Origin of the sequence: Rathayibacter sp. AY1D9 (genome assembly GCF_002932395.1) — a bacterium.
In the GTDB taxonomy this organism is placed as follows: domain Bacteria; phylum Actinomycetota; class Actinomycetes; order Actinomycetales; family Microbacteriaceae; genus Rathayibacter.
Genome location: NZ_PSVQ01000003.1, coordinates 152182 through 174007, shown reverse-complemented (window position 1 = coordinate 174007; position 21826 = coordinate 152182). Strand labels below are relative to the sequence as shown.

Genomic DNA, 21826 nt, shown 5'->3' with positions numbered 1-21826 from the left:
CACTGAGAGCTGCAGGGAAAAGGGCTTTACGCACGGCGGCTACTCCGGGGTCGCCGAGCAGAGCGCCGACGCGAAGGCCCCGGTGCTGGTCTGCTCGGCGATGACCTCGCCGTCGAGGGTGATTCGGCAGCTGATCTCGCCTTCGTCATCGCTGCCGTTCGAGGCGGTCAGCGTGAAGCTCTGGAAGGTGAAGTCGCCTCCGGTCTGGACTTGCAGCTCCTTCGTGAAGGGGAGCGCCTGACCGGTGGCCTGCTCGGAGCCGGAGGTTCCTCCGTCGTAGGTCGACCAAGTGATGGAGGCCGCGGTAGCCGAGCCGGTGACCTCATAGACGAGCGTCCGCGGCACGGCAGCGGCCTCGGAGCTCTCGGCCTGCGCGGTGGCGATCGCGTTCGAGACGCCGCTCGCGAATCCGGCCGTGTAGACGATGGCGAGAATGATCGAGAGGACAAGCGCGATCACGTTGAGGACGGTGCCGGCGATGGCCGTGCCGCGAGAGCGGCCCTTGAGGAAGAGGCCGATGATGCCGAGGACGAGTCCGATGAAGGCGAGGAAGCCCGAGGCGTAGTTGACGATCGGGATAAGGGCGCCGATGAGCGCGAGGATTCCGATGATGAGGGAGGCGAGGCCCAGCCCGTTGCCGGTCTTCTTCGGAGCGGAGGGGGCGGAGCCGGGGAATACGGCGGGGTTGAACTCGGTCATCTGCGGAGTATGTCAGAGGCTGACAGGCTGCTGAGAATCCAGAGAGCGGTATTGCTTAGAAATGCCGTCCCGCCTGTGTTGACCCGGCTATCTCTACATAGATAGCCTCAATCCCGTGCAGCCACTCCCTCGCCTCACGCCCGCCACGGCGGACGTCCTCCGGACCCTCCTCGATGCCGACGGCCCGACCTGGGGCATGGTCGTGATCAAGGCCACCGGGCGACCGGCGGGCAGCGTCTACCCGATCCTGGAGCGGCTCGAGGGAGCGGGCTGGGTGGTCTCGGAGTGGGAGGCCGCGAGCGAGCGGAGCGGCCCGCGTCGCCGGCTCTACGAGCTGACCACGGAGGGCGCCCCGGCAGCCCGGGCCGCCGTCGAGCGGATGAGGTCGACCGCGCGGACGGCGCCGCGAGCGGCGGAGGCGACCGCGTGAGCGCGCTCCTGCGGCTCCTGTCGCTGCTGCTGCCCCCGCTCGCCCGCGAGCGCTACCTCGAGGAGTGGCGGGCCGACCTGGCCGGGGCCGCCGAGCTGGGACTGCCCCGGCGCGGCGTCGTCCTCGGAGCGCTCGCCCTGCTGGTGAGCGTCGACCGCGACCTGCCCGCGCACACCGGCGAGGCGCGGGGCACGCTCCCGCGCCGCCTCGCCCGCCGAGGACTCGCGCTCTTCGCCGCGGCGGCGCTGATGCTGAGCGGCATCGCGCTGACCGGCGGCGGGATCGTCCCCGAGCCGGGTGCCGCCTCCGACACCGCCCTTGCGGCCGTCGGCGCCGTGCAGACCGCGGTGCTCGTCGCCGCCGTCGCGGTCGCGGTCCTCGGCGCGGTCCACCTCCTCGGCGCCGCGGCGTCGGCCCGCACGGTGCTCGCGCGGATCTCCCTGGTCGCCGCCGTCGTCGGCCCGGTGCTCACCGCGGCCGGCCTCCTCCTCCCCGGACCCCTCGCCCTCGTCGGCCTGCCCGTCTCCCTCGCCGGACTCGTCTGCGGGGCGATCGTCCTCGGCGGCTCGAGGACCATCGCCCTCGCACCGCGGACGGCGACCCGCGCTCAGCGCCTCCCCGTCGCCCTCGCGGGCCTCGCGCTCGTGGCGGGCGTCACGGTGGTGGGCGCCGTCGACCTGCTGGTCTGGAATCCGCAGGCGAAGGTCCCCGGCGTGGCCCTGGCGGAGATCTACGCGACCATGTCCGAGCGCGACGGCTTCGAGTTCGGCTCCCACGCGATCTGGGTCACCGGGTGGGCCGCCTTCTGGACGGCCGCCGCGATCGTCGTGACGGCCGGCGCCCTCGTCGGCCGGAGGTCGCCGCTCACTCCGCGGCGGATCGCTGTGCTCATGCTCGCCCTGGTCGCCGGCGCCGTCGTCTTCCGCTTCTTCGCAGGGTTCGGCTTCGGGATGTCGGTCGCCGACACCTTCGTCACCTCCGGCGGCGACGGCTCCCTGGTCTCGGCGATCCTGCCGCCGCTCGGACAGCTCGCGCTCGCCGGCGCCGCGATCGCGGTGGGCTGGGCGCCCCGGGTCGCCCGACCGGCGGCGGCCTCCGCGGCCTGACAGTGCTCGTGCCGGCGGAGACTTTCGCCCGGCCGGCTCGGGATCCGCGAGAACGGGACTGCCTGCCGACGTACTTCCCTTCGTGGTGAACACGAACGGCCCGTTCCGGCGCGGCCGAGCGGCCGCCGGCCTACTCCAGTCGCCGCAGGAAGCGGGCCGGCTGGTCGAGGAAGCCGCGCCAGGTCCGCACCAGGTCGAGGTCGTCGTAGCGGCAGGGGCGCAGGCCCGTCTCGTCGAGCTCGTAGAGGTCGGCTCCGGGGAGGGCCGCGAGGATCGGCGAGTGCGTGGAGAGGACGACCTGCGAGCCGCCGGCGACCAGGTCGCGCAGCTGCCCGATCAGGGCGAGGCAGCCCGACACCGAGAGGGCCGACTCCGGCTCGTCGAGGAGCCACAGCCCGCTGATCCGGGAGCGGTTCGCCACGATGTCGAGGAACGACTCGCCGTGGCTCCGCTCGTGGTATCCGCCGTCGATCCCCACCTCCTCCAGGTAGCTGAAGAAGCCGTGCATCGTCTCGGCGCGGAGGAAGAAGCCGCGCTTGGACGCCCCGGCCCCGCGGACCAGCTGGAGGTGCTCGGCCAGGTCCGACTCCGAGGCGCGGGAGGAGTGCATCGCACCCGTGGATCCGCCCTCCGCGTTCAGCCCGTAGGCGAGGGCGACCGCCTCGAGCAGCGTCGACTTGCCCGAGCCGTTCTCGCCGGTGATCACCGTCACCTGGCCGAGATCCCAGCCCTCGGCCAGCACCTGCCGCACGGGCGCGAGCGTCGCGGGCCACCGCGCGAGGTCGGCGGGGTGCTCGGGTCGGGCCTGCACGCGGCGCACCGGGAGGGTCGAGAACACCCGGTCAGTCAAGCAGGTCGACGCTCCAGCCGGCCTCGGCCAGCGCGCGGGCCGTGTCGGCGCGGGGCGAGTAGGGGAGTTCGTCGGCGCCGACCACGCGGTAGTCGGTGTCGCCGGGGCCGACCCAGAGGACGGAGTCGGACGGGCCGGCCCGGTGCAGGGCGGCGCGGACGGCGTCGGCCGGCTCCGCGATCTCGAGCACCTCGCAGCGCTCGACGCGGCGGGCGCCGTCGACCAGGGCGCGGCGGATCCGCGCGGGGTCCTCGAAGCGCGGGTGGTGGTCGGTGACGATCACCAGGTCGGCGCGCTCGGCAGCGGCCCGGCCCATCGGCGCGCGCTTGCTCGGGTCGCGGTCGCCGTCGGCGCCGAGGAGGACGAGCACGCGGCCGGGCGTCACCTCGCGGAGGGCGTCGACGGTGCGCGCGACCGAGTCGGGGGTGTGCGAGAAGTCGAGGAAGACCCGCGGCCCGTCGGCGCCGGACACGAGCAGCGTCCGCCCGGGCACGGTGACGTCGATCCCGGAGCCGACCGCCGCGGCCACCCAGTCGCGCGCGTGGCCCGCCTCGATCAGCATCACCAGCGCGAGGGCCGCGTTCGAGGCCATGTGGCGGCCGAGGAGCGGGACGGTGGTGGTCGTCGACCAGCCGTCGCGGGCGGTGAGCCGGAAGCGGGTGCGGTCGACCGCGGTCTCGAGCACGTCGATCCGCCAGTCGGCTCCGTCCCCGGCCGAGAGCGTGACGACCGGGACGGAGGCCTCGCGGGCGACCCGGCGCCCCGCCTCGGTGTCGACGACCACGACGCCGCGGCGGCTCCGCTCGGGCGTGAACAGGCGCTGCTTGGCGCGGAGGTACTCGTCCAGGTCGCCGAAGTCGTCGAGGTGGTCGTGGCTGAGGTTGGTGAACCCGGCGACGTCGAGCACGATCCCCTCCATCCGGGAGCGCACGAGCGCCTGGGCGCTGACCTCGATCGCCGCCGCCTCGACGCCGTCCTCCGCCATCCGGGCGAGGAGCGCGTGCAGCTCGGAGGCCTCGGGCGTGGTGAGGCGGCTGGCGACCACGTGGTCGGCGCTGCGGCGCTCGGCGGTGGAGCTCAGCCCCGAGACGACGCCCAGCTGCCGGAGCACCGCGTCGAGGAGGTGCACGGTGCTGGTCTTGCCGTTGGTGCCGGTCACGCCGAGGAGCACCGGTCCGCTCCTCGTGCCGTACACCTGCGCGGCGACCGGGCCGAGGGCGGTGCGGGGGTCGTCGCTGAGGAGGACGGGCAGTCCGGATGCGCGGGCCTCGTCGAGCCCGCCCGCGTCGGTGAGCACGGCGACCGCTCCTGCCGCCGCCGCGTCGGCCGCGAACCGGGCGCCGTGGCTCCTCCTCCCGGGGAGCGCGGCGAAGAGGGCGCCGGGGCCCGCCTCGGTGTGCGCGACGGTCACCGCGGTGATGCGGACGTCGGAGCCGTCGCCGTGGAGGCGGAGCCGATCGCTCGCGAGGTCGGCGAGCGCGACGCCGGCGGCGTGGAGCGGTTCGAGGAGCCGGAACACCGGCATGCGGGCCTCCTGCGGGGCGGGCGGGGCGGCGTCGCCGAGGGCCCGCGGGCGCCGCCGGGCGACCGGAGGGGGAGGGCCGAGAGGCCCATGCCTCAGCCTGCGCGCCGCTCCCCCCGATCGGGGAGGCCCTTGCCACCGCCCGCGCGGGCCGCTACCCGCCTCCGCCTACTGCCGCGAGAACGCCTCCTGGTACAGCGCCGCGAGCTCGGGGGAGCTCTCACCGCTGAGGCCGCAGGTCAGGATCGTGTCGCCGTCGGCCGCGACCAGGTAGTCGACCCCGGTCTCGAACACGATCGGGGCCCCGTCCACCGCCGTCTCCCTGCCCTGGGTGACCGTGACGCCGTCGCCGACCTCGCCCGCGTAGCGCTCGAGCACGTGCAGGGTGACGGTGCTCCCGTCGATCGAGCGGACCTCGGCCCGGAACGCGAGCTGAGCGGGGGCCAGCGCGGCGGCCGTCACCGGCGAGCACGCGGCCATCGGCCCGCCCGTGCTCGGCAGGATCAGCGTCGAGGTGCTGCCCCCGCCCACGCCGAGCGCGAAGGGCAGCAGGAGGGAGGCGGCGGCCCCGGCGCTCAGCGCGCCGACTCCCACGATCAGCCAGGGGGAGCGGCGGCGGGAGTGCACCGTCCGCGTGCCCTCGCCCGTCGCGGCGGCGATCTGCTCGGCGAGCTCGTCGCGGTCGAGCGCGGGGAGGCTCCGCGCGGGGTCGACCGTGCGGAGGAGGCGGCGGACGTCCTCGTCGTCGGTTCCGGTCATCGGAGTCCCCCTTCGGGCGCGTGCGGGTCGGTGGAGTCGTAGAGCTCGGCGAAGCGGCGCCGCGCGCGATGGAGGCGGATCGAGACGGCGTTCGCCGTGACTCCGAGGACCGCGGCGATCCCGCGGACGTCGAGCTCCTCCCACGCCCAGAGGCGCAGCAGCTCGGCGTCCTGCTCGCGCATCCGGGCGAGCACGAGGCGCACGGTCTCCTCCGCGCCCGACGCCTCGCCCTCGTCGATCTGCACCTGGGGCGGATCGACGACCGCGATCCGCTGGGCGAGCATGACCTGGCGGCGCTGCATCCGCCGGGCGTTCTGCAGCTGGAGCCGGGCGACGCCGATCGCCCACGGCACCGGGTCGTCCTCGGGCACGTCGGCGCTGCGGCGCCAGAGCACCGAGAGCGTCGCGGCGAGCACGTCGTCGGCGGTGGCGGAGTCGGTGCGCCGCCAGAGGTAGCGGCGGACGGGATCGGCGACCGCGGCGGCGACCGCGGCGAACCGGTCGGGACCCGCGAGGGGAGCTGGCATGTGCCTCATGCTCCCTCCTGTCCGGGATCGGCGCACATCTTTCACCGGCGCGCCGGGCGGGACTCCGCGCTCTCCCAGCAGCGCGGGAGCGCGGGTCGGCGCTCAACGCCGCGAGGCGCCGACGAACTCCAGCCAGCCGGCCACGAACGGCTCGATGTCGTCCACCTCGTCCAGCGCGAGAGCGTCCAGATCGACTCCGCGGCACTCCAGCGTGAGGACGTGCCCGCGCACCCAGGCGGCCGCGCGCACGGCCCCGGCTCCCTCCCAGACCTCGAAGGGCTCCGGAGCCCCGTCGACCGGGATCTCCGCGATCCGCGTGGGGGCGGGCAGCGCCTCCGGCTGCACGAACGAGACGGGCGCCTCCTCCCGGCAGCAGAGCAGCGCGACGTCGTGCCGCGGATCGCCGAGGGTCGTGCGGATCTCGACGGAGGGCCCCGGCCCGCCCGGGACCGCCTCGTCGGCGAGGAACGAGAGCCCCCGGGGGCCACCCGTCAGCGTCCACTCCGCCAGCAGCCGCGGACCGCTCCAGCCCGAGACCGCCCAGAGCGGGAGGTCGCCGAACGACCCGCGGATCCGCGCGACCCGCTCGGCGAGGTGCGCGGAGAACTCCTCCTCGCCGAGACGCCGCGCTCCGTCCATGGCCCGATCGTAGGTCGGGTGCCGCGGCACGGCCAGACCCCTCGCTACTGTGAACGTCGACCCCCGCCTCCCTTCCCCGCCGAGGAGCCCCATGCCCATCTGGACCCTGCACGGAGACGGCCGCACCGTCGAGCCCGGCGCCGTCGTCGCCCCCGGCGAGCGGCTCGCCTGGCCGGCCACGATCGCCATCGGCATCCAGCACGTCGTCGCCATGTTCGGTGCGACGTTCCTCGTGCCCGTGCTCACCGGGTTCCCGGTCGCCACGACCCTGCTCTTCTCCGGAGTCGGGACGCTGCTGTTCCTCCTGATCACGCGCAACCGGCTCCCCAGCTACCTCGGCTCGAGCTTCGCGTTCATCGCGCCCGTCACGGCCGCGACCACCGTCGGAGGGACGGGGTCGGCGCTCGCCGGAGTCGTCGCCGTGGGCCTCCTCCTGGCTGCCGTCGGCGTCCTCGTGCAGGTCGTCGGCCTGGGCTGGATCGACAGGCTGATGCCCCCGGTCGTCGCCGGCGCGATCGTCGCCCTGATCGGGTTCAACCTGGCTCCGACCGCGTACCTCAGCTTCAAGCAGGCGCCGATCACCGGGACGATCACGCTCGCCGCGATCATCCTGTCGAGCGTGTTCCTCCGCGGCTTCCTCGGCCGCGTCTCGATCTTCCTCGGCGTGGTCATCGGCTACGTCGTCGCCCTGCTGCGGAACGAGATCGACTACTCCGCGGTCGGTGCGGCCGACTGGTTCGGGCTGCCGCCGTTCACCTTCCCCGACTTCGCCTCCGGATCCACGTGGTCGGGCATCGCGATGTTCCTGCCGGTCGTGCTCGTCCTCATCGCCGAGAACGTCGGACACGTCCGAGGCGTCGCGACGATGACCGACGCCTCCGCCAACGCCAGCACCGGCCGGGCCCTGATCGCGGACGGTGTGGCGACCACCCTCTCCGGCGCCTTCGGCGGCTCCGGCACCACGACCTACGGCGAGAACATCGGAGTGATGGCGGCCACGCGCGTGTACTCGACGGCCGCCTACTGGGTCGCCGGCGTCACCGCGATCCTGCTCAGCCTCTCGCCCAAGGTCGGCGCCGTCTTCAACTCGATCCCGGCCGGAGTCCTGGGCGGCGCCACCACCGCGCTCTACGGCCTGATCGGCGTGATCGGCATCAAGATCTGGATCGACAACCGCGTCGACTTCTCGCGCCCGGTCAACCAGTACACCGCCGCGGTCTCCCTCGTGATCGCGATCGCCGGCTTCTCGTTCTCCTCCGGCGGCTTCGAGCTCGGCGGCATCGTCCTCGGCGCCGGCGCCGCCCTCGTGATCTACCACCTGGGCAACGCCATCGCCCGCTGGCGCCGCACCGGCGCCGACGACGGCGGCCCCCTCCCCGCCATCGGCCAGCTCGGCGGGGACCCGCAGGACCGCTGACCACGGCCTGCTCCGTCCTGCCGCTCCGAGACGCCGCCGTGCCGTCCGGACGCCGCCCTTCCGCGGCCGTCCCAGCGCGCACGGCAGGGGCTCGGCGCCGGCCGGAGCCGTCTCGGCACGCACGTCGGAGCACCGCCCTCGCTTACCACGTTCGGGGCAGTCCGCAACCCGGTGCGCTCCCAGGCGGCTCCCGCCTAACGTCGAGCGTGACGACCGCAGCAGCGGAACGCCGCACACCGAGTGAGACAGCAAGGAGCACCACCGTGCCGCAGATCATCGAGACCGTCGACGTCAACGTCCCCGTGTCCGTCGCCTACAACCAGTGGACCCAGTTCGAGGAGTTCCCGCGCTTCCTCGACGAGGTCGAGTCGATCCAGCAGGTCACCGACACCCTCACCGTCTGGAAGGTGAAGGTCGGCCCCGTCGAGCGCGAGTTCGAGGCGAACATCACCGAGCAGCACCCCGACGAGCGCGTCGCGTGGAACAGCACCGGCGGCGAGACCGACCACGCGGGCGTCGTCACCTTCCACAAGCTCTCCGACACCGAGACCCGCGTCACCGTGCAGCTCGACTGGGAGCCGAAGGGCTTCCTCGAGACGCTCGGCTCGCTCGTCGGCGCCGGCAGCCACGCTGTGAAGAAGGACCTGAACAACTTCAAGGAGTACATCGAGAAGCAGGGCACCCCCGACGGTGCCTGGCGCGGCGACGTCGAGGCCTGAGCCGTGACCGACGCAGCCACCTCGTCCGAGGGCGAGAAGAAGGCGAACGGTCTCGGCGACGACGAGACCATCCCGCACTCCGAGGACGGGCTGGCGGTGGGGGTCTCCGGAGACTCGCACTTCAACCCCGAGGAGGACGCTCCCGAGGAGCCCTCCGAGAGCTGACGTTCTCCTCCGGGGAGCCCGACCGCTCTCCTCCGCGAGATGCCACTTGTGCACATGACACGCCGCGAGGCGTGCGCACAGGTGGCATCTCGCGGTTGAAGGCTCAGCGCCAGGCCCGGGTGTACTGCGGGGGCACCGGCAGGTCCGCGCCGAGCTCGTGCGCCATCCGCACCGGAGCGTTCGGGTCGCGCAGCAGCTCGCGGGCGAGCAGCACGACGTCGGCATCGCCGTTCGCGACCACGCCCTCCGCCTGCTCCGCCGTGGTGATGAGTCCCACGGCGCCGACCAGCGCACCGGTCGCCTTCCGCAGGTCGCGCGCGAACGGCACCTGGTAGAGCGGCGCCACCGGGATGCTGGCGTGCACGAGTCCGCCGGTCGACACGTCGAAGAGGTCCACGCCCTCGGCGCGCGCCCACTCCGAGACGGTGATCGTCTCCTCCAGCGTCCAGCCGCCCTCGGCCCAGTCGGTCGCGGAGAAGCGGACCAGCAGCACGAGCTCCCCGATCTCGGCGCGGACCGCGCGGACGACCTCGAGCAGCAGGCGCGCCCGGTTCTCGAGCGAGCCGCCGTAGGAGTCCTCGCGGGTGTTCGAGAGCGGCGACAGGAACTGATGGAGCAGGTACCCGTGCGCGGCGTGCAGCTCGATCACGTCGAAGCCGGCGTCCGCGGCGCGGCGGGCGGAGGCGCGGAACGCCTCGACGAGGCCGGGCAGCTCCTCCGCGGCCAGCTCGCGCGGCTCCGCGTAGCCCTCGAACGCGACGGCCGAGGGAGCGACGGTCGGCCAGCCGCCGTCCTCCAGCGGCACGGATCCGCGTCCGCTCCACTCGCGGTAGGTCGACGCCTTCCGGCCCGCGTGGGCGAGCTGCACGCCCGCGAGCGCGCCCTGTCCGTGCACGAAATCGACGATCGGAGCCCAGGCGTCGCGCTGCTCGTCGTTCCACAGCCCCGTGTCCCAGGGGCTGATCCGCCCCTCGGGGACGACGGCGGTGGCCTCCGCGATGACGACGCCCGATCCGCCGCGCGCGAGCCCGCCGAGGTGCACGAGGTGCCACGAGGTGGGCACACCGTCCTGCGCCTCCACCGAGTACTGGCACATCGGTGCCGCCCAGAGGCGGTTGCGCGCGGTCCTCGAGCGGAGCGTCAGCGGCTGGAACAAGGCGGTGTCGGTCATGTCTCTCCTGTCGTGCTTCTCCGCGGAACGCCGCTTCGGTACGCGATACGCCGGTGAGGGCGTACGGCGGCGGCATCTCGCGGAGGGGGTCACGTGCTCCAACCGGGAGAAGAGCCCGGCTATGCCCGGATCAGCGCGGCCAGGTCGCCCCGGGCGCGTCCTGCCAGACGGTGCTCGGCGGAGCGAGCGACTCCAGCTCCTCGAACAACGCGTCGGGGATCTCGAGCGCGTCGTCGGCCACGAAGGAGTCGTAGTGCTCGGCGGAGGTGGCGCCGACGACCGTCGTCGTCACGCGGGGGTCGCGCGTCGAGAACTGCAGCGCGGCGGCGGCGAGCGGCACGCCCGCCCGGTCGCAGGCCGCTCCCATCGCCGCGACGGCGTCGACGATCTCGCGCGGCGCCGGCTGGTAGGCGTAGGAGGCGACCGGCTCCGGCCAGCGTGCGAGGGCGCCTCCGCCGTAGACCGCCGCGTTGACGACGATCACGCCGCGGTCGACGGACGCGTCGATCAGCTCCTCGGAGGAGCGGTCGACGAGCGTGAAGCGGTTGTGGGTGATCACGGCGTCGAACAGGCCGGTGTCGACGTAGTGGCGCAGCATCGGCGCGGGTCCGCCCGAGATCCCGATCGAGAGGGCGACGCCCGCCTCCTTCATCGCGACGAGCGCGCGGACCGGGCCGTCCTCGGCGAAGGCCTCGTCGTACGAGATGCGCTCCGGGTCGTGCAGGTAGAGCAGGGGGAGGACGTCCATACCGAGGCGCTCGCGGCTCTCGTCGAGGCTGCGGCGCATCCGCTCGGCCGAGTAGCTGCCGGTGCTCGGGTCGCGGTCGAGCTTGGTGACCACGGTGATCCCCTCGGGGACGCCGCCGCGGGCCAGCAGGGCCTCGCCGATCAGGCGCTCGCTGTGGCCGCCGGCGTACTCGTTGGACGTGTCGACGACGGAGACGGCGCGGGTGGCGGCGTCGGAGTCGAGGACGCGCTCGAGGGCCGGCACCCGGTCGAGGTCGGCGACGCGCTCGGGGCGCCAGGAGGTGCCGAGGGTCAGCCGGGTGACGGTGGCGCCGGACGGGCCGAAGGGCCGGAGGCGGGAGGACTGCGGAGTCATCCGCTCAGCCTGGCAGCGCCGGGGTCCTCCCCGCATCCCGCGGCGGATGAACGGTCAGTGGACGAGAGGGCTCTGCCCGACGACGCCGAAGCCCAGGAGCGTCGTCGCGAGCGTCCCGGCGGAGAGGTGGGCGATCCGGAAGACGGTGTCGGTGCGGCGCGGCCGCCTCCGAGGTCGACGCGGTGTCGTGCTCGACGGGATCCCTCCGCGGGGCCTTCCTCGGGGCGCGATGACCGGCGGCGGACCGGCGCGAGGCCGCCCTGACGGCCGGACGCGGGCCGGTGGTGCGGCCTAGGCTCGGCGCGTGACCGTCGATACCGCCGCCGCCGACTCCTCCGCCCGCTCCGCCGTGCTCGACGCTCTCGCCACTCCGGCGCTGGTGCTCGACGAGGCGGTACTCGACCGCGACATCGCCGCCGTCGCCGCGGCTTCCCGCGAGCGGGGCCTGGCGCTCCGCCCCCACGCGAAGACGCACAAGTCGCTCGAGATCGCCCGGCGCCAGCTCGCCGCGGGGGCCGTCGGCCTCACCGTCGCGACCGTCTCGGAGGCCGAGGTCTTCGCCGCGGGAGGGATCCGCGACCTCTTCATCGCCTACCCGCTCTGGGTCGACGCCGAGCGCGCCGGGCGGCTCCGCCACGTCCTCGCGAGCGCCCGTGTGCGGGTCGGCGTCGACTCGGCGGAGTCGGCCGAGCGCCTGGCCGCGGCCCTGCCCGAGCGCGAGGGGCTCGAGGTCGTCGTCGAGATCGACTCCGGCCACCACCGCAGCGGCGTGCTCCCCGCCGAGGCCGGCGCGATCGCCGCGGCCGCCGTCTCGGCCGGGCTCGACGTCGCCGGCGTCTTCACCTTCCCCGGCCACAGCTACGCGGCCGGAAACGGAGCGGCGGCCGCCCGCGACGAGGCGCGCGCGCTCGCCGAGGCGGTCGCGTCGCTCGCGGCGTCCGGAGTCGAGGCCCGCGTGGTCAGCGGAGGCTCGACCCCCTCGGCCGCGTTCGCCGACTCCTCGGTGCTCACGGAGCTGCGCCCCGGGGTCTCGGCCCTCGGCGACGCCCAGCAGTGGGAGATCGGCACGATGACGCCCGAGGACATCGCCGTCACCGTCCTCGCCACGATCGTGTCCCGCCGCGGCGACCACCTGATCGCCGACGCGGGCAGCAAGGTGCTCTCCTCCGATCGTGGCGCGGCCTCGAGCGGCTTCGGCCGCCTCCCGGAGCACCCGGAGGCGCGCATCCCGGTGCTCTCGGAGCACCATGCGACGATCACCGGTGTCGACCTGCCCGTGGGGACGCGGGTGCGGATCGCGCCGAACCACGTCTGCGTCGCGGTGAACCTGGCCGACGAGTACCGCGTCCTCCTCCGCGACGGCGGCGGCGCCGTCTGGCCCGTCGACGCCCGCGGGCGGAACAGCTAGGCGATCCGCGAGCGCGGGATCCGCAGGCCGAGCAGCGCGCTCGCCGCCAGCAGCACGAAGGCGGAGGCGAAGGCCGCGGTCGGCGATGCGGCGTCGGCGAGAGCGCCTGCGAGCAGCGGCCCGATCACGCCGCCCAGGTCGGACGCGGCCTGGAACACCGAGACCGGCTTGCCGCCGCGCTCGCCCGCGGCGTCACCGACCAGCGCACCCGGGGCCGTGCCCATGAAGGCGGCCGCCGCTCCGTAGACGCAGAGCAGCACGACGAGCAGCCACAGCTCCGAGACGAACGGCATCGCCAGCATCGCCACCGCCGCGACGGAGAATCCGCCGATCAGCGCCGGGCGCCGGCCGACCGTGTCGACGAAGCGGCCGGCGGGCGCTAGCGCGATCGTCTGCACCACCGCGGCGATCGCGAACGCGATGCCGGTCCAGGCGGGCTGCCCGCCGAGCCCCTCGACGACGAGCACGGGGACGAGCGTCGCGCGGACTCCCATCGCCGACCAGCCGAGGGCGAAGTTCGCCAGCACCGCGCTCTGGTACCGGCGGTCGCGGGCGACCTCGCGCAGCGGCTTCGTCCTCGCCGCGGCGGACGGTGCCGCGTCGCGCTCCGGCCGCTGCAGCAGGATCAGCCCGACGAGCCCCGCGATCGCGAGCGTGCCGGCGTAGAAGAAGAAGGGGGCGGTGAGCGAGATCGCCGTGAGCACGCCGCCCACCGCGGGGCCCGCCATGCCGCCGAGCAGGAAACCGCCCTGGTAGAAGCCGATCGAGCGGCCGCGCCGCTCCGGGCTCGCGGTGCGCAGGAGGAGCGTCATCGCCGCGACGGAGAACATCGCGGAGCCGATGCCGCCGACTCCGCGCAGCAGGAGGAGGTGCGGGTAGTCGGAGGCGAAGCCGACCAGCGCCGAGGAGAGCGCGACGATGCCGATGCCGATTGCGAGCACGACCCGCTCGCCGAACCGGTCGACGAGCGGCCCCACGAACGGATTCGCGACCAGCCGCATCAGCGCGAACGCCGAGACGACCGCGCCGACCGCCGTGTAGTCGACGCCGAAGCTGCGCACGTAGGTCGGCAGCACCGGCACGACGACGCCGAACCCCAGCATCACGAAGAAGGCGACGACCCCCAGCACGAGCACGTCCCGCGGCAGTCGCTCGCTGTCTCGGGAACGCCACGGGAATCGCACCTGTCGACGCTACCCCTTCTCGAGGGCCCGGCCCGCGCCTCGATGTGTCGAGTTCGCGCCGACCGTCCGACACCCTCTCCGCGATGGATACGGTCCCAGGACCCGGCGGATCTGCCGGCGAATGAGGAGACGTCATGAAGAGTCCTATGTGGTTCGGGTCCGGTCTCGCTGTCGTCGCGCTGGCGCTGACGTCGGTTCTCGTGGCGTAGGTGGCCTCGGCCGCTCCGATTCAGCCGAACAAGAACTGCGAGTACGAGTTTCAAGGGGGGTGCGTGAAGTGGTACACCGGCGTCTCGACCTGCGATCACATCGTCGAGACCAGTGCCCCGGAATATCGCGAGAAGGCCTGCGCGGTCTGGGTCACGACGGGGACGATGCACATCGAGCGATGAACGATGGTGGACCGCACGACCGCCTCATCGGCGGTACTCGTATCCGTGCTGCTCCTCGTGGGCTGCACCGAGCCGGGAGGCGATCAGGAGGCCGCTCCCTGTGTCCCGCTCGAGCGCACGTGGAACGACTACGCGCCGGAACTCGATCCCGTTCTGCGTCCACCGTTTCGCGAAGCCCTCGAGGGCTTCGACGAGAGCTCCTCGAACTCGATCGCGTCCGACGCTGCTCGTCTCGCCACGAGCAATCTGCTCTCCGCGATCTCCGGGGATCGACGAGCGAGCGAGTACTTCTGGAACGCCATGGACCTGATCGGCCGTGAGTGCGCCGAGGCGGGAGTCCCGCTGTCGTTCGACCACCACGGCGAGCAGCTGACGACGGGGAGCAGCGCCGACCACGGGCGCCCGCCCTGGGTCGTCGATCCGCCGCCTCAGTCGGAGAGCGGCACGATCGAGCCGACGATCCCGGAGTAGCTCACGTAGTAGAGGACGCCGTCGCGGTGGAGGACGCCGCGGCCGGGGTAGCTCTCGTCCGGTCCGTCGGGCCCGTCGAGGAAGCCCGGAGCCGCGGTGTCGTCGGCGGTGAACCCATCCGCGAGGAGCGCGGCGCTCCGATCCGGCCACTCCGCGTCCGGGACCGCCAGCTGCCCGACCACGACCGACACGTCGCCCTGGCCGCTCCACCGGCAGAGCACCCCGTCCTCGGCGATCTCCTGCACGACGGGGTAGTCGACGTCGTAGACCGTCGCCTCGGGCGAGAGGGCGAGGCCGTTCTCGGCGAGCGACGCCTCCTCCTCGGCCGTGAGCAGGTCCTCGCAGGGGAGCAGGGCGGTGGCCGGGGTCGCGGTGGGCAGCGGAGTCGCGCTGCCGGCGCTCGCGGTCGGCACGGCACTGCTCGGCGTCGGAGCGCTCGAGATCAGCGGTGGAGCTGTCGTCGGGGCCGTCCCCCCCTCGGCGCTTCCCGTGCAGCCGCTCAGCGCGAGCAGCCCCGCCGCGCAGGCGAGCAGCGCACCGGCGCCCCTCGCGGTCGTCGTCCGGATCATCGCGAGCCCCCTCGTCCGCGGCGGCCGCATCGCCGCCCCCTCGATCCTCTCCTCCGCCCTCGCCGGCTGTCCACCGCCCCCGGCCGGCGCAGAGGCGACTACCGCTTCGGCCCCGCGCCGATCGCCCAGACCCGCGGCGGCACGGTGCCGTTGACCGCGTGGTCGCCGACGATCCGCGCCTTGAACACCCACGGATTGTGGCTCGCTGCCGTGCGCGCGTTGCGCCAGTGCCGGTCGAGGTTCTTGCGGGTGCTCACCCCGGAGGCGCCCAGCGCGTCGAAGAGGTCGGAGGTCGCCCGGGTGGCCAGTTGCGTCAGGACGATCTGGGCCTGCGCCGTCTCGAGCTCGGCGAGGTCGTTCTGCCGCTCGTCCTCGAGCGGGTCGCCGTCGAGGGCCGCGTCGTGCGCCCGCTGCAGCGCGACCGCCGCGCGCTCCACGATCGCCGCTCCCGCGTAGGCGGCGGCCGAGACCTGCCCCACCACCTGCAGGATCTGCGGATCCGCCGCGAACGACTCGGCGTTCCCGTGCGAGAAGATCCGCGTCCGCGCTCGCACTTCGGCCGCGATCTCGCGCTCGGCCCCCGCGATCGAGCCCGCCAGCACGGCCAGCAGCACCGCCTGGTAGAACGCGGTCTGGTAGCGGAACCGGGTCTCGAAGTCGATCACGTCCTCGGCCGCGACCACCGCCTCCGTGAAGGTGCTCGTCCCCGAGCCGGTGGTGCGCTGGCCGAAGCCGTCCCAGTCGTCGGCGTGCTCGACGCCCGCCTGGCGAGCGTCGACGATCGCGATCACCTTCTGCCCGGTGTCGGTGCGCTGGGCGAAGGTGTCGATCCAGTCGGCGAAGACGCTGCCGGTGGAGTAGTACTTCGTGCCGGTCACCGTGAACCGCGTCGGGTCGCCCTCGACCGGAGCGACCTTCGTCTGCACGTCGCCGATCGCGACCGTGCCGACCTCGGTCCAGGCGTTGCCGCCGAGCTCGCCGTCGGTGAAGCGCCGGAGCCAGCGCTCGCGGGTCCCGTCGGTCGCGAGCAGCCGGTCCTCGACCAGGGCGAAGTGGCCGCGGAGCGCCTGGGGCAGGTTGGAGTCGGCGGCGGCCAGCTCCGTCAGCAGGCGGAACAGCTGGGGGAGGCTCGCGCCGGCCCCGCCGGACTCCAGCGGCACGCGCACCGCGCCGAACCCGGCGTCCGCCAGCGCTCGGATCTGCGCGACCGGCAGCTCGCGTGCGCTCTCCCGCGCCGCCGCTCCCGCCGCGATCTCGGCGAACAGCGGCCGGAACCGCCCCGCCAGCTCCTCGTAGTCCACCTCGGGCACGGCCCGCAGATCGGTCGCGGTCATCGTCGGCTCCTGTTCCGCTGCGCCCACCCCGGGCGGCTCGTGCTCGACGGTAGGGGAGGAGCCCGGTCCGCGGTCCGCCCGTGACGCCCGGTGTCCCTCCGTGACCTCCGGTGTCCCTCCGTGACGCCCGGATCGGGGAATGCCTCGCCCCCGGGGCTGTTGGCCCAGGGGATGTCCTCCACCACTCCCGTCCCCCCGTCCGACCCCCGCAGCGCCCTCGTCGTCGGTGCGACCGGCATCGGCGGCTCCGCCCTCGTCGACCTGCTCACCGAGCAGGGCTGGCCGGTGACCGCGCTCTCGCGCCGCCCGATCGACGCGCGCCCCGGCGTCACTCCGCTCGCCGCCGACCTGCGCTCCGCCGAGGACCTGGCCCGCGTGCTCGCCGACCAGCGCCCCACGCACATCTTCTTCACCGCCTGGTCGCGCCAGGCGACGGAGGAGGAGAACATCGCGGTCAACGGCGGCATGGTCCGCGACCTCCTCGCCGCGCTCGCGCACGCTCCCGTCGAGCACGTCGCGCTGGTGACCGGCCTCAAGCACTACCTGGGCCCGTTCGAGGCGTACGGGCAGGGCACGATGCCCGACACCCCGTTCCACGAGGAGGAGGAGCGCCTCGACGCCCCGAACTTCTACTACGCGCAGGAGGACGAGCTCTTCGCCGCGGCCGGGCGCGCCGGGTTCACCTGGTCGGTGCACCGCTCGCACACGGTCATCGGGCACGCCGTCGGCAACGCGATGAACATGGGGCTGACCCTCGCGGTCGCGGCGTCGATCCACCGTGCCGAGGGCACCCCGTTCGTGTTCCCCGGCTCGCTCACGCAGTGGAACGGACTCACCGACATGACCGACGCGACGATCCTCGCCGAGCAGATGCTCTGGGCGTCGACGTCGGCGGCGGGCCGCGACCAGGCCTTCAACGTGGTCAACGGCGACGTCTTCCGCTGGCGCTGGATGTGGACCCGGATCGCTGAGCACTTCGGCGTCGAGCCGGTCGGCCCGGGGGAGGAGCCGCAGCCGCTCGAGCAGCAGATGGCCGATGCCGAGCCCGTCTGGCGGCGTCTCGTCGACGAGCACGGGCTGATCGAGCCCGACCTCTCCCGCGTCGCCTCCTGGTGGCACACGGACGCCGACCTCGGCCGGAACCTCGAGGTCGTCACCGACATCGGCAAGTCCCGCCTCGCCGGCTTCACGGCGTTCCACCGGACGGTCGACTCGTTCAGGGCGCTCTTCGACCGCTACCGCGCGGAGCGCCTGATCCCCTAGCCCGTCGGCCCTCATCCGTCGCCGCTCCGTCGTCCGCCGGACACCCCGTCGACACCCCTCGTCTCCCCGCCGTGCCTAGCGTCACGGCATGGCGGCGAGCGGATGATCGAGCGGGTGGACCCGTTCCTGGGCACGGAGGCGACCGCGCTCGCGGAGCCGACGGGGCTCGCAGCGACGTGGTGGTCGCCGAAGCCGCAGATCGGGAACACGCACCCCGGAGCCACCTACCCCCTCGGCATGGTGTCCGCGTGCTCCTACTCCGGCGCCTATCCGACGGGCTACGGCCGCTACGACCTCGCGCTCGAGGGGGTCCCGCCGACGCTCCACGACGGCCTCGAGGCGAGCGGATTCACCCACTTCCAGCAGTCGGGCACCGGCGCGATCCGCAAGTACTACAACTACCTGCGGGTCACGCCGATGCTCGAGCCGCTCGACGAGCTCGGGCGCAGCTGGGCCCTCGAGGACGAGGTGGCGGAGCCCGGCTACTACGCGGCGACCCTCTCCTCCGGCGTGCGGGCCGAGCTCACCGTCGGGCCCGCCTCCGTGGTGCACCGCTACACCTTCCCCGAGCACCGCAGCGCCCGCGTGGTGGTCGACCTCTCCCTCGGGGGTCTGGCGATCCCGAGCGGAGCGACGGTGCCGCTGCGCGCGCAGCTGCATTCGATCTCGCCCGGCGTCGCGGCCGGCGAGGTCGTGATGGAGGGGGCGCCGCTCGCGGTGCACCTGGAGTGCGACGCCCTGCAGTGGCGGCAGATGCTCTGGTACGACCGCCGGCTGATGCCCGGCGGGACCCGGCTCGACTTCGACCACATCCGTCCCACCACGCTGCGCCCCTTCGGGCTGATGTGGGCGGGACCCAGCACGGCCGGGCAGACCGTCGAGCTCCGGATGGGCTTCTCGCTGCGGGGCACCGACCGCGCCCGCGAGAACCTGCATCGCGACGTCCCTCCTGCGGGCACCGGGTTCGACCAGCGCCGTGATCGCACCCGCAAGACGTGGCGGAAGCGCCTGCGCACGATCGCCGTCGACACCCCGTCCGCCGAGCGCGAGACGGTCTTCTCGACCGCGCTCTACCACTCGCTGATCAAGCCGTGCCTCGCTCCCTCCGAGAGCCCGTTCTGGCCGACGGACGGACCCTTCGTCTTCGACATCAGCACGATGTGGGACATCTACCGCACTCAGCTCCCGCTGCTCACGATGCTGCTGCCCGAGCGGGCGGTCGAGATCGCGGCTGCGCTCCTCACCATCTGCGAGGAGGAGGGCAACTTCCCGATCGGCTACCGGATGGCCAAGGGCAGCGACCGGTTCTCGCGCCAGGGCAGTGCCCTCGCGCACACCTTCCTCGCCGACCTCTGCCGGCTGGGGCTGCCCGGGGTCGACTGGGACGCCGCTCTCGTGCACATGAGCGAGGACCTCAAGCGGATGTACGGCGAGGAGTTCCTCGCCGCGGGGGAGGCTCACCCGATCAGCCACACGCTCGACCTGGCGCACGGCTACTGGTGCACAGCGGTCGTGGCCCGCCACGTCGGCGATCTCGAGCTCGCCGAGCAGCTCGAGGAGCGCGCCGCGCAGTGGGTGAACGCGTTCGACCTCCGCTCCGGCCTGCTCAAGGACTCGACGTACTACGAGGGCACCCGCCACAACTACTCGTTCCGCCTGCTGCACGACATGGCCGGGCGCATCACCCTCAGCGGAGGGGACGAGGGCTTCGTCGCCCAGCTGGACGAGTTCTTCGGCTACGGAGCCGAGCCGGTCGTCCAGCCCGGGCTGCGCCCCGAGCGGAGCGAGATGCTCGCGGGAGCCGAGCTCGGACGCTTCGAGGGGCTCAACAACGAGCCCGACATGGACTCGCCGTGGGCGTACCACTACGCGGGACGGCCCGACCGGACCGCCGAGATCGTGCACGGCGTGCTGCACCAGCGGTTCGGAGCGGGCCGGGGAGGCCTGCCGGGGAACGACGACTCCGGCGGCCTCAGCTCCTGGTACGTGTGGGCGAGCCTCGGGCTGTTCCCCGTCGCCGGGCAGGGCCTGGTGCTGGTCAACGCGCCGAGCTTCGCGCGCGCGTCGGTGGCGATCGGAGGGGCCGACCTCGAGATCCGGACCACCGGCTTCGTCGAGCCCGAGCCGGGTGGGCCGGTCCAGTACGTGCAGTCGGCCGAGTTCGACGGCGCGCCCCTCCTGACGAGCGTCCTGACCGCGGCCGCCCTCCATCTCGGCGGCGAGCTGCTCCTGCACCTCGGTCCGGAGCCCTCCGACTGGGGGACCCTGCCCGAGCACCGGCCGCCCTCGTGGCCGGCGCGCCGGCACTGACCCCCGCTCGCTGTCACCCCCGCCACCACCGACCCCGCGCGTCCGGCCTCCGCCGCCGCACCCGACCGACGACCCCTGAAGGAGACCCATGGACCAGAGCACGCACGCGAACACCGTGCAGAACAGACTCGTCATCGTCGTCCGCGCCGATCCGGTGATCTGCGGGCACTCCGTCGAAGCGCGCAATCTCGCCGAGACCGCCCGGGAGCGCGGGTTCGACGAGGTCCGGATCGTCACCTGGCCGATCGACCGGCTCGAGGCCGCGGGCCTCCCGCTCAAGCCGCTCGACGCCGTGCTGCCCTACAGCGACGGCATCGTCGTGGAGCGGCCGGGACCAGTGGGTGACTACAAGGTCCCGGACGGCCGCTGGCTGGCCGGGATGACCGGACGCCTGATCGAGCTGTTCACCGACGGCGTCCCGACCGTCTGCCTCTCGCTCTACCTGAGCCCGCACACGCTCGTCGTGGCCGACGCCCTCCGCGCCGCCTGGAGCACAGGCCTCCCCGTCGAGGTCACCACGATCGCCGAGGCCGTCGGCTCCGACGTCACCAACGTGGTTCGCCGGGCGGTGGAGGAGGGCCGGCTGGGCGCCGCCGCCCACATCCTCTCCTCCTACCTCTCGCAGGACCACTGCGTCGCGGTGTCGGAGTACACGCGCGACCTGATCATCGAGGAGGCGGAGCGCGTCGACGCCGCGCACGGGACGCGCTTCGCTCCGCAGTGCCGGGAGCGCATCGCCGTGTCCTACCCGGCGATCGACGCGGACGCCTACCTCGACCTCGACCCCGGCGTCGTCGAGGAGGTCGTGCGGGCCCGCGGACTCCGGACCGACGGCTACGTCCTCTTCCTCTCGCGCCTGACCGAGGCGAAGGGCGTGGAGGACCTCATCACGGGTTACGAGCGCAGTGCCGTCCACGAGCGCCACGAGCTCGTCATCGCGGGTCGCGGTCCGCAGGAGGCGGAGCTGCGCCGGATCGCGGCGGCGTCGCCGCTGGCGCACCGCATCCGCTTCCTCGACGACGTCGGCGACGCGGAGAAGCCCTTCCTGATGGCGGGCTGCGCGGCGTTCGTGCTCCCGAGCAAGCCGCGGCCCGAGTTCGTCGAGACCTTCGGCATCGCGCTGGCCGAGAAGATGCTCGCCGGGGGCGGGCCGATCATCACCACGCTGACCGGCGGCATCGGCGAGGCGATCGGCGAGCACGCCTTCGTGACCCCGGTCGACAGCCCGGACACGATCGCCGCGCTCCTCGATCACGCCGTCCTCGAGCTCAGCGCCGACGATCGCGCACGCCGAGCGGCGGCCGCCCGGGAGTACGCCCTGCAGTTCGATCGGCGGGTCGTGTTCGACCGCCTCTTCGCCCGCCTGGCGCGGCCCGCCGTGGCGACGGCGGCGCTCTAGCGGCGGGAGTCCGGAGAGGCCGTCGCTGCGGCACCCCTCGCGATGAGCACGTCCGGCGAGAGCTGGTGGCGCACGAAGCGGAGGGTGAAGCTGCGGCGGTCTCCTCCGGCGACCCGCTCGGCGAGGACGCGGATGCCGAGGACGGCGACGACGCGCCACTGCTCGGTCTCGTGGGCGACGACGGCGCAGAAGAGGTCGCCCGGGCGCACCTCGTCGACGGTGGTGGTGAGGCTGTTCGTTCCGTGGGTCATCTGGCCGCTCCTGGTTCCGGCGGACCTCGCGGACGGCGCTTCGGGTGCGCCGCGCAGCCGTCCGCCGGTCGCTCGAGAGGGGGGCCCGAGCGGCCGGCGGCCGGTCATGCGTGCGACAGCAGGGACGAGCCCGCCGGAA

The 21826-nt window shown here is 73.6% G+C and carries 22 protein-coding genes; 10 read left to right on the top strand and 12 right to left on the bottom strand.

The genetic code is table 11. The features are described from left to right. Positions 1-39: 39 nt before the first annotated feature. Entirely contained in the window at positions 40-699 is a 660-nt protein-coding gene (locus C5C50_RS03350) for an MmpS family transport accessory protein (protein ID WP_104261034.1), read from the bottom strand. A 115-nt stretch (positions 700-814) separates the two neighbouring features. Here C5C50_RS03350 and C5C50_RS03345 point away from each other — a divergent pair, with 115 nt between their 5' ends. Both C5C50_RS03345 and C5C50_RS03340 read left to right on the top strand, forming a co-directional pair. Then, entirely contained in the window at positions 815-1129 is a 315-nt protein-coding gene (locus tag C5C50_RS03345; protein ID WP_104261035.1) for a PadR family transcriptional regulator, read from the top strand. Then, positions 1126-2235, top strand: coding sequence for a hypothetical protein (locus C5C50_RS03340; protein WP_104246985.1), 1110 nt, complete (start codon positions 1126-1128; stop codon positions 2233-2235). Before C5C50_RS03345 ends, C5C50_RS03340 begins: the two co-directional genes overlap by 4 nt. 130 nt (positions 2236-2365) lie before the next feature. Here the strand turns inward: C5C50_RS03340 and C5C50_RS03335 are convergent, their stop codons facing one another. The 5 genes from C5C50_RS03335 to C5C50_RS03315 form a co-directional block, all read right to left on the bottom strand. Then, positions 2366-3073, bottom strand: coding sequence for an AAA family ATPase (locus C5C50_RS03335; protein ID WP_104268547.1), 708 nt, complete (start codon positions 3071-3073; stop codon positions 2366-2368). Between the two features lie 4 nt (positions 3074-3077). Further along, a complete protein-coding gene (locus C5C50_RS03330) occupies positions 3078-4610 on the bottom strand; it encodes a Mur ligase family protein (protein WP_104272818.1) in 1533 nt (510 codons plus the stop codon). A gap of 165 nt (positions 4611-4775) precedes the next feature. Continuing rightward, positions 4776-5366 (bottom strand): hypothetical protein, encoded by a 591-nt coding sequence (locus C5C50_RS03325; protein ID WP_104237812.1) that lies wholly within the window; start codon positions 5364-5366, stop codon positions 4776-4778. After that, entirely contained in the window at positions 5363-5893 is a 531-nt protein-coding gene (locus tag C5C50_RS03320; RefSeq protein ID WP_160033683.1) for an RNA polymerase sigma factor, read from the bottom strand. Before C5C50_RS03320 ends, C5C50_RS03325 begins: the two co-directional genes overlap by 4 nt. Before the next feature lie 102 nt (positions 5894-5995). Beyond that, on the bottom strand, positions 5996-6532 hold the full coding sequence (locus tag C5C50_RS03315) for a hypothetical protein (RefSeq protein WP_104225957.1): 537 nt from the start codon (positions 6530-6532) through the stop codon (positions 5996-5998). Positions 6533-6623: 91 nt separating this feature from the next. On the opposite strand from C5C50_RS03315, the gene C5C50_RS03310 reads away from it, so the two are divergent. From C5C50_RS03310 to C5C50_RS16835, 3 genes are all read left to right on the top strand, one after another. Continuing rightward, positions 6624-7949 carry a uracil-xanthine permease family protein gene (locus C5C50_RS03310; RefSeq protein ID WP_104246990.1) on the top strand — a complete coding sequence of 442 codons (1326 nt, stop codon included), beginning with the start codon at positions 6624-6626 and terminating at the stop codon, positions 7947-7949. Between the two features lie 263 nt (positions 7950-8212). After that, the gene (locus C5C50_RS03305; RefSeq protein ID WP_104224157.1) at positions 8213-8668 is read left to right on the top strand and encodes an SRPBCC family protein; all 456 of its coding nucleotides are present in this window, start codon (positions 8213-8215) and stop codon (positions 8666-8668) included. A 3-nt stretch (positions 8669-8671) separates the two neighbouring features. Next, positions 8672-8833 carry a hypothetical protein gene (locus C5C50_RS16835; protein WP_167299017.1) on the top strand — a complete coding sequence of 54 codons (162 nt, stop codon included), beginning with the start codon at positions 8672-8674 and terminating at the stop codon, positions 8831-8833. A gap of 103 nt (positions 8834-8936) precedes the next feature. Here the strand turns inward: C5C50_RS16835 and C5C50_RS03300 are convergent, their stop codons facing one another. Both C5C50_RS03300 and C5C50_RS03295 read right to left on the bottom strand, forming a co-directional pair. Beyond that, positions 8937-10004, bottom strand: coding sequence for an NADH:flavin oxidoreductase/NADH oxidase (locus tag C5C50_RS03300; RefSeq protein WP_104254884.1), 1068 nt, complete (start codon positions 10002-10004; stop codon positions 8937-8939). 130 nt (positions 10005-10134) lie between these two features. Then, positions 10135-11106 carry an aldo/keto reductase gene (locus tag C5C50_RS03295; RefSeq protein ID WP_104224159.1) on the bottom strand — a complete coding sequence of 324 codons (972 nt, stop codon included), beginning with the start codon at positions 11104-11106 and terminating at the stop codon, positions 10135-10137. A 304-nt stretch (positions 11107-11410) separates the two neighbouring features. Here C5C50_RS03295 and C5C50_RS03290 point away from each other — a divergent pair, with 304 nt between their 5' ends. Beyond that, a complete protein-coding gene (locus tag C5C50_RS03290; RefSeq protein ID WP_258065966.1) occupies positions 11411-12514 on the top strand; it encodes an alanine racemase in 1104 nt (367 codons plus the stop codon). Here the strand turns inward: C5C50_RS03290 and C5C50_RS03285 are convergent. Further along, the gene (locus C5C50_RS03285; RefSeq protein WP_258063596.1) at positions 12511-13698 is read right to left on the bottom strand and encodes an MFS transporter; all 1188 of its coding nucleotides are present in this window, start codon (positions 13696-13698) and stop codon (positions 12511-12513) included. The genes C5C50_RS03290 and C5C50_RS03285 overlap by 4 nt on opposite strands. 395 nt (positions 13699-14093) lie before the next feature. On the opposite strand from C5C50_RS03285, the gene C5C50_RS03280 reads away from it, so the two are divergent. Further along, positions 14094-14561 carry a hypothetical protein gene (locus tag C5C50_RS03280; protein WP_104272816.1) on the top strand — a complete coding sequence of 156 codons (468 nt, stop codon included), beginning with the start codon at positions 14094-14096 and terminating at the stop codon, positions 14559-14561. Here C5C50_RS03280 and C5C50_RS03275 read toward each other — a convergent pair. Together C5C50_RS03275 and C5C50_RS03270 are read right to left on the bottom strand one after the other, a co-directional pair. After that, complete coding sequence (locus tag C5C50_RS03275) at positions 14519-15130, bottom strand: hypothetical protein (protein ID WP_104272815.1); 612 nt, start codon at positions 15128-15130, stop codon at positions 14519-14521. The genes C5C50_RS03280 and C5C50_RS03275 overlap by 43 nt on opposite strands. Before the next feature lie 98 nt (positions 15131-15228). Beyond that, entirely contained in the window at positions 15229-16464 is a 1236-nt protein-coding gene (locus C5C50_RS03270; RefSeq protein ID WP_104225950.1) for an acyl-CoA dehydrogenase family protein, read from the bottom strand. A 171-nt stretch (positions 16465-16635) separates the two neighbouring features. Here C5C50_RS03270 and C5C50_RS03265 point away from each other — a divergent pair, with 171 nt between their 5' ends. The 3 genes from C5C50_RS03265 to C5C50_RS03255 all read left to right on the top strand — a co-directional run bounded on the left by C5C50_RS03265 (position 16636) and on the right by C5C50_RS03255 (position 21436). Then, positions 16636-17727, top strand: coding sequence for an SDR family oxidoreductase (locus C5C50_RS03265; protein WP_104272814.1), 1092 nt, complete (start codon positions 16636-16638; stop codon positions 17725-17727). 114 nt (positions 17728-17841) lie between these two features. Then, entirely contained in the window at positions 17842-20037 is a 2196-nt protein-coding gene (locus tag C5C50_RS03260; RefSeq protein WP_258067621.1) for a glycoside hydrolase domain-containing protein, read from the top strand. An 88-nt stretch (positions 20038-20125) separates the two neighbouring features. After that, positions 20126-21436 (top strand): glycosyltransferase, encoded by a 1311-nt coding sequence (locus tag C5C50_RS03255; RefSeq protein ID WP_104249746.1) that lies wholly within the window; start codon positions 20126-20128, stop codon positions 21434-21436. On the opposite strand, the gene C5C50_RS03250 is transcribed toward C5C50_RS03255, so the two are convergent. Then, entirely contained in the window at positions 21433-21687 is a 255-nt protein-coding gene (locus tag C5C50_RS03250; RefSeq protein WP_104249747.1) for a hypothetical protein, read from the bottom strand. The genes C5C50_RS03255 and C5C50_RS03250 overlap by 4 nt on opposite strands. Positions 21688-21826 lie beyond the last annotated feature (139 nt).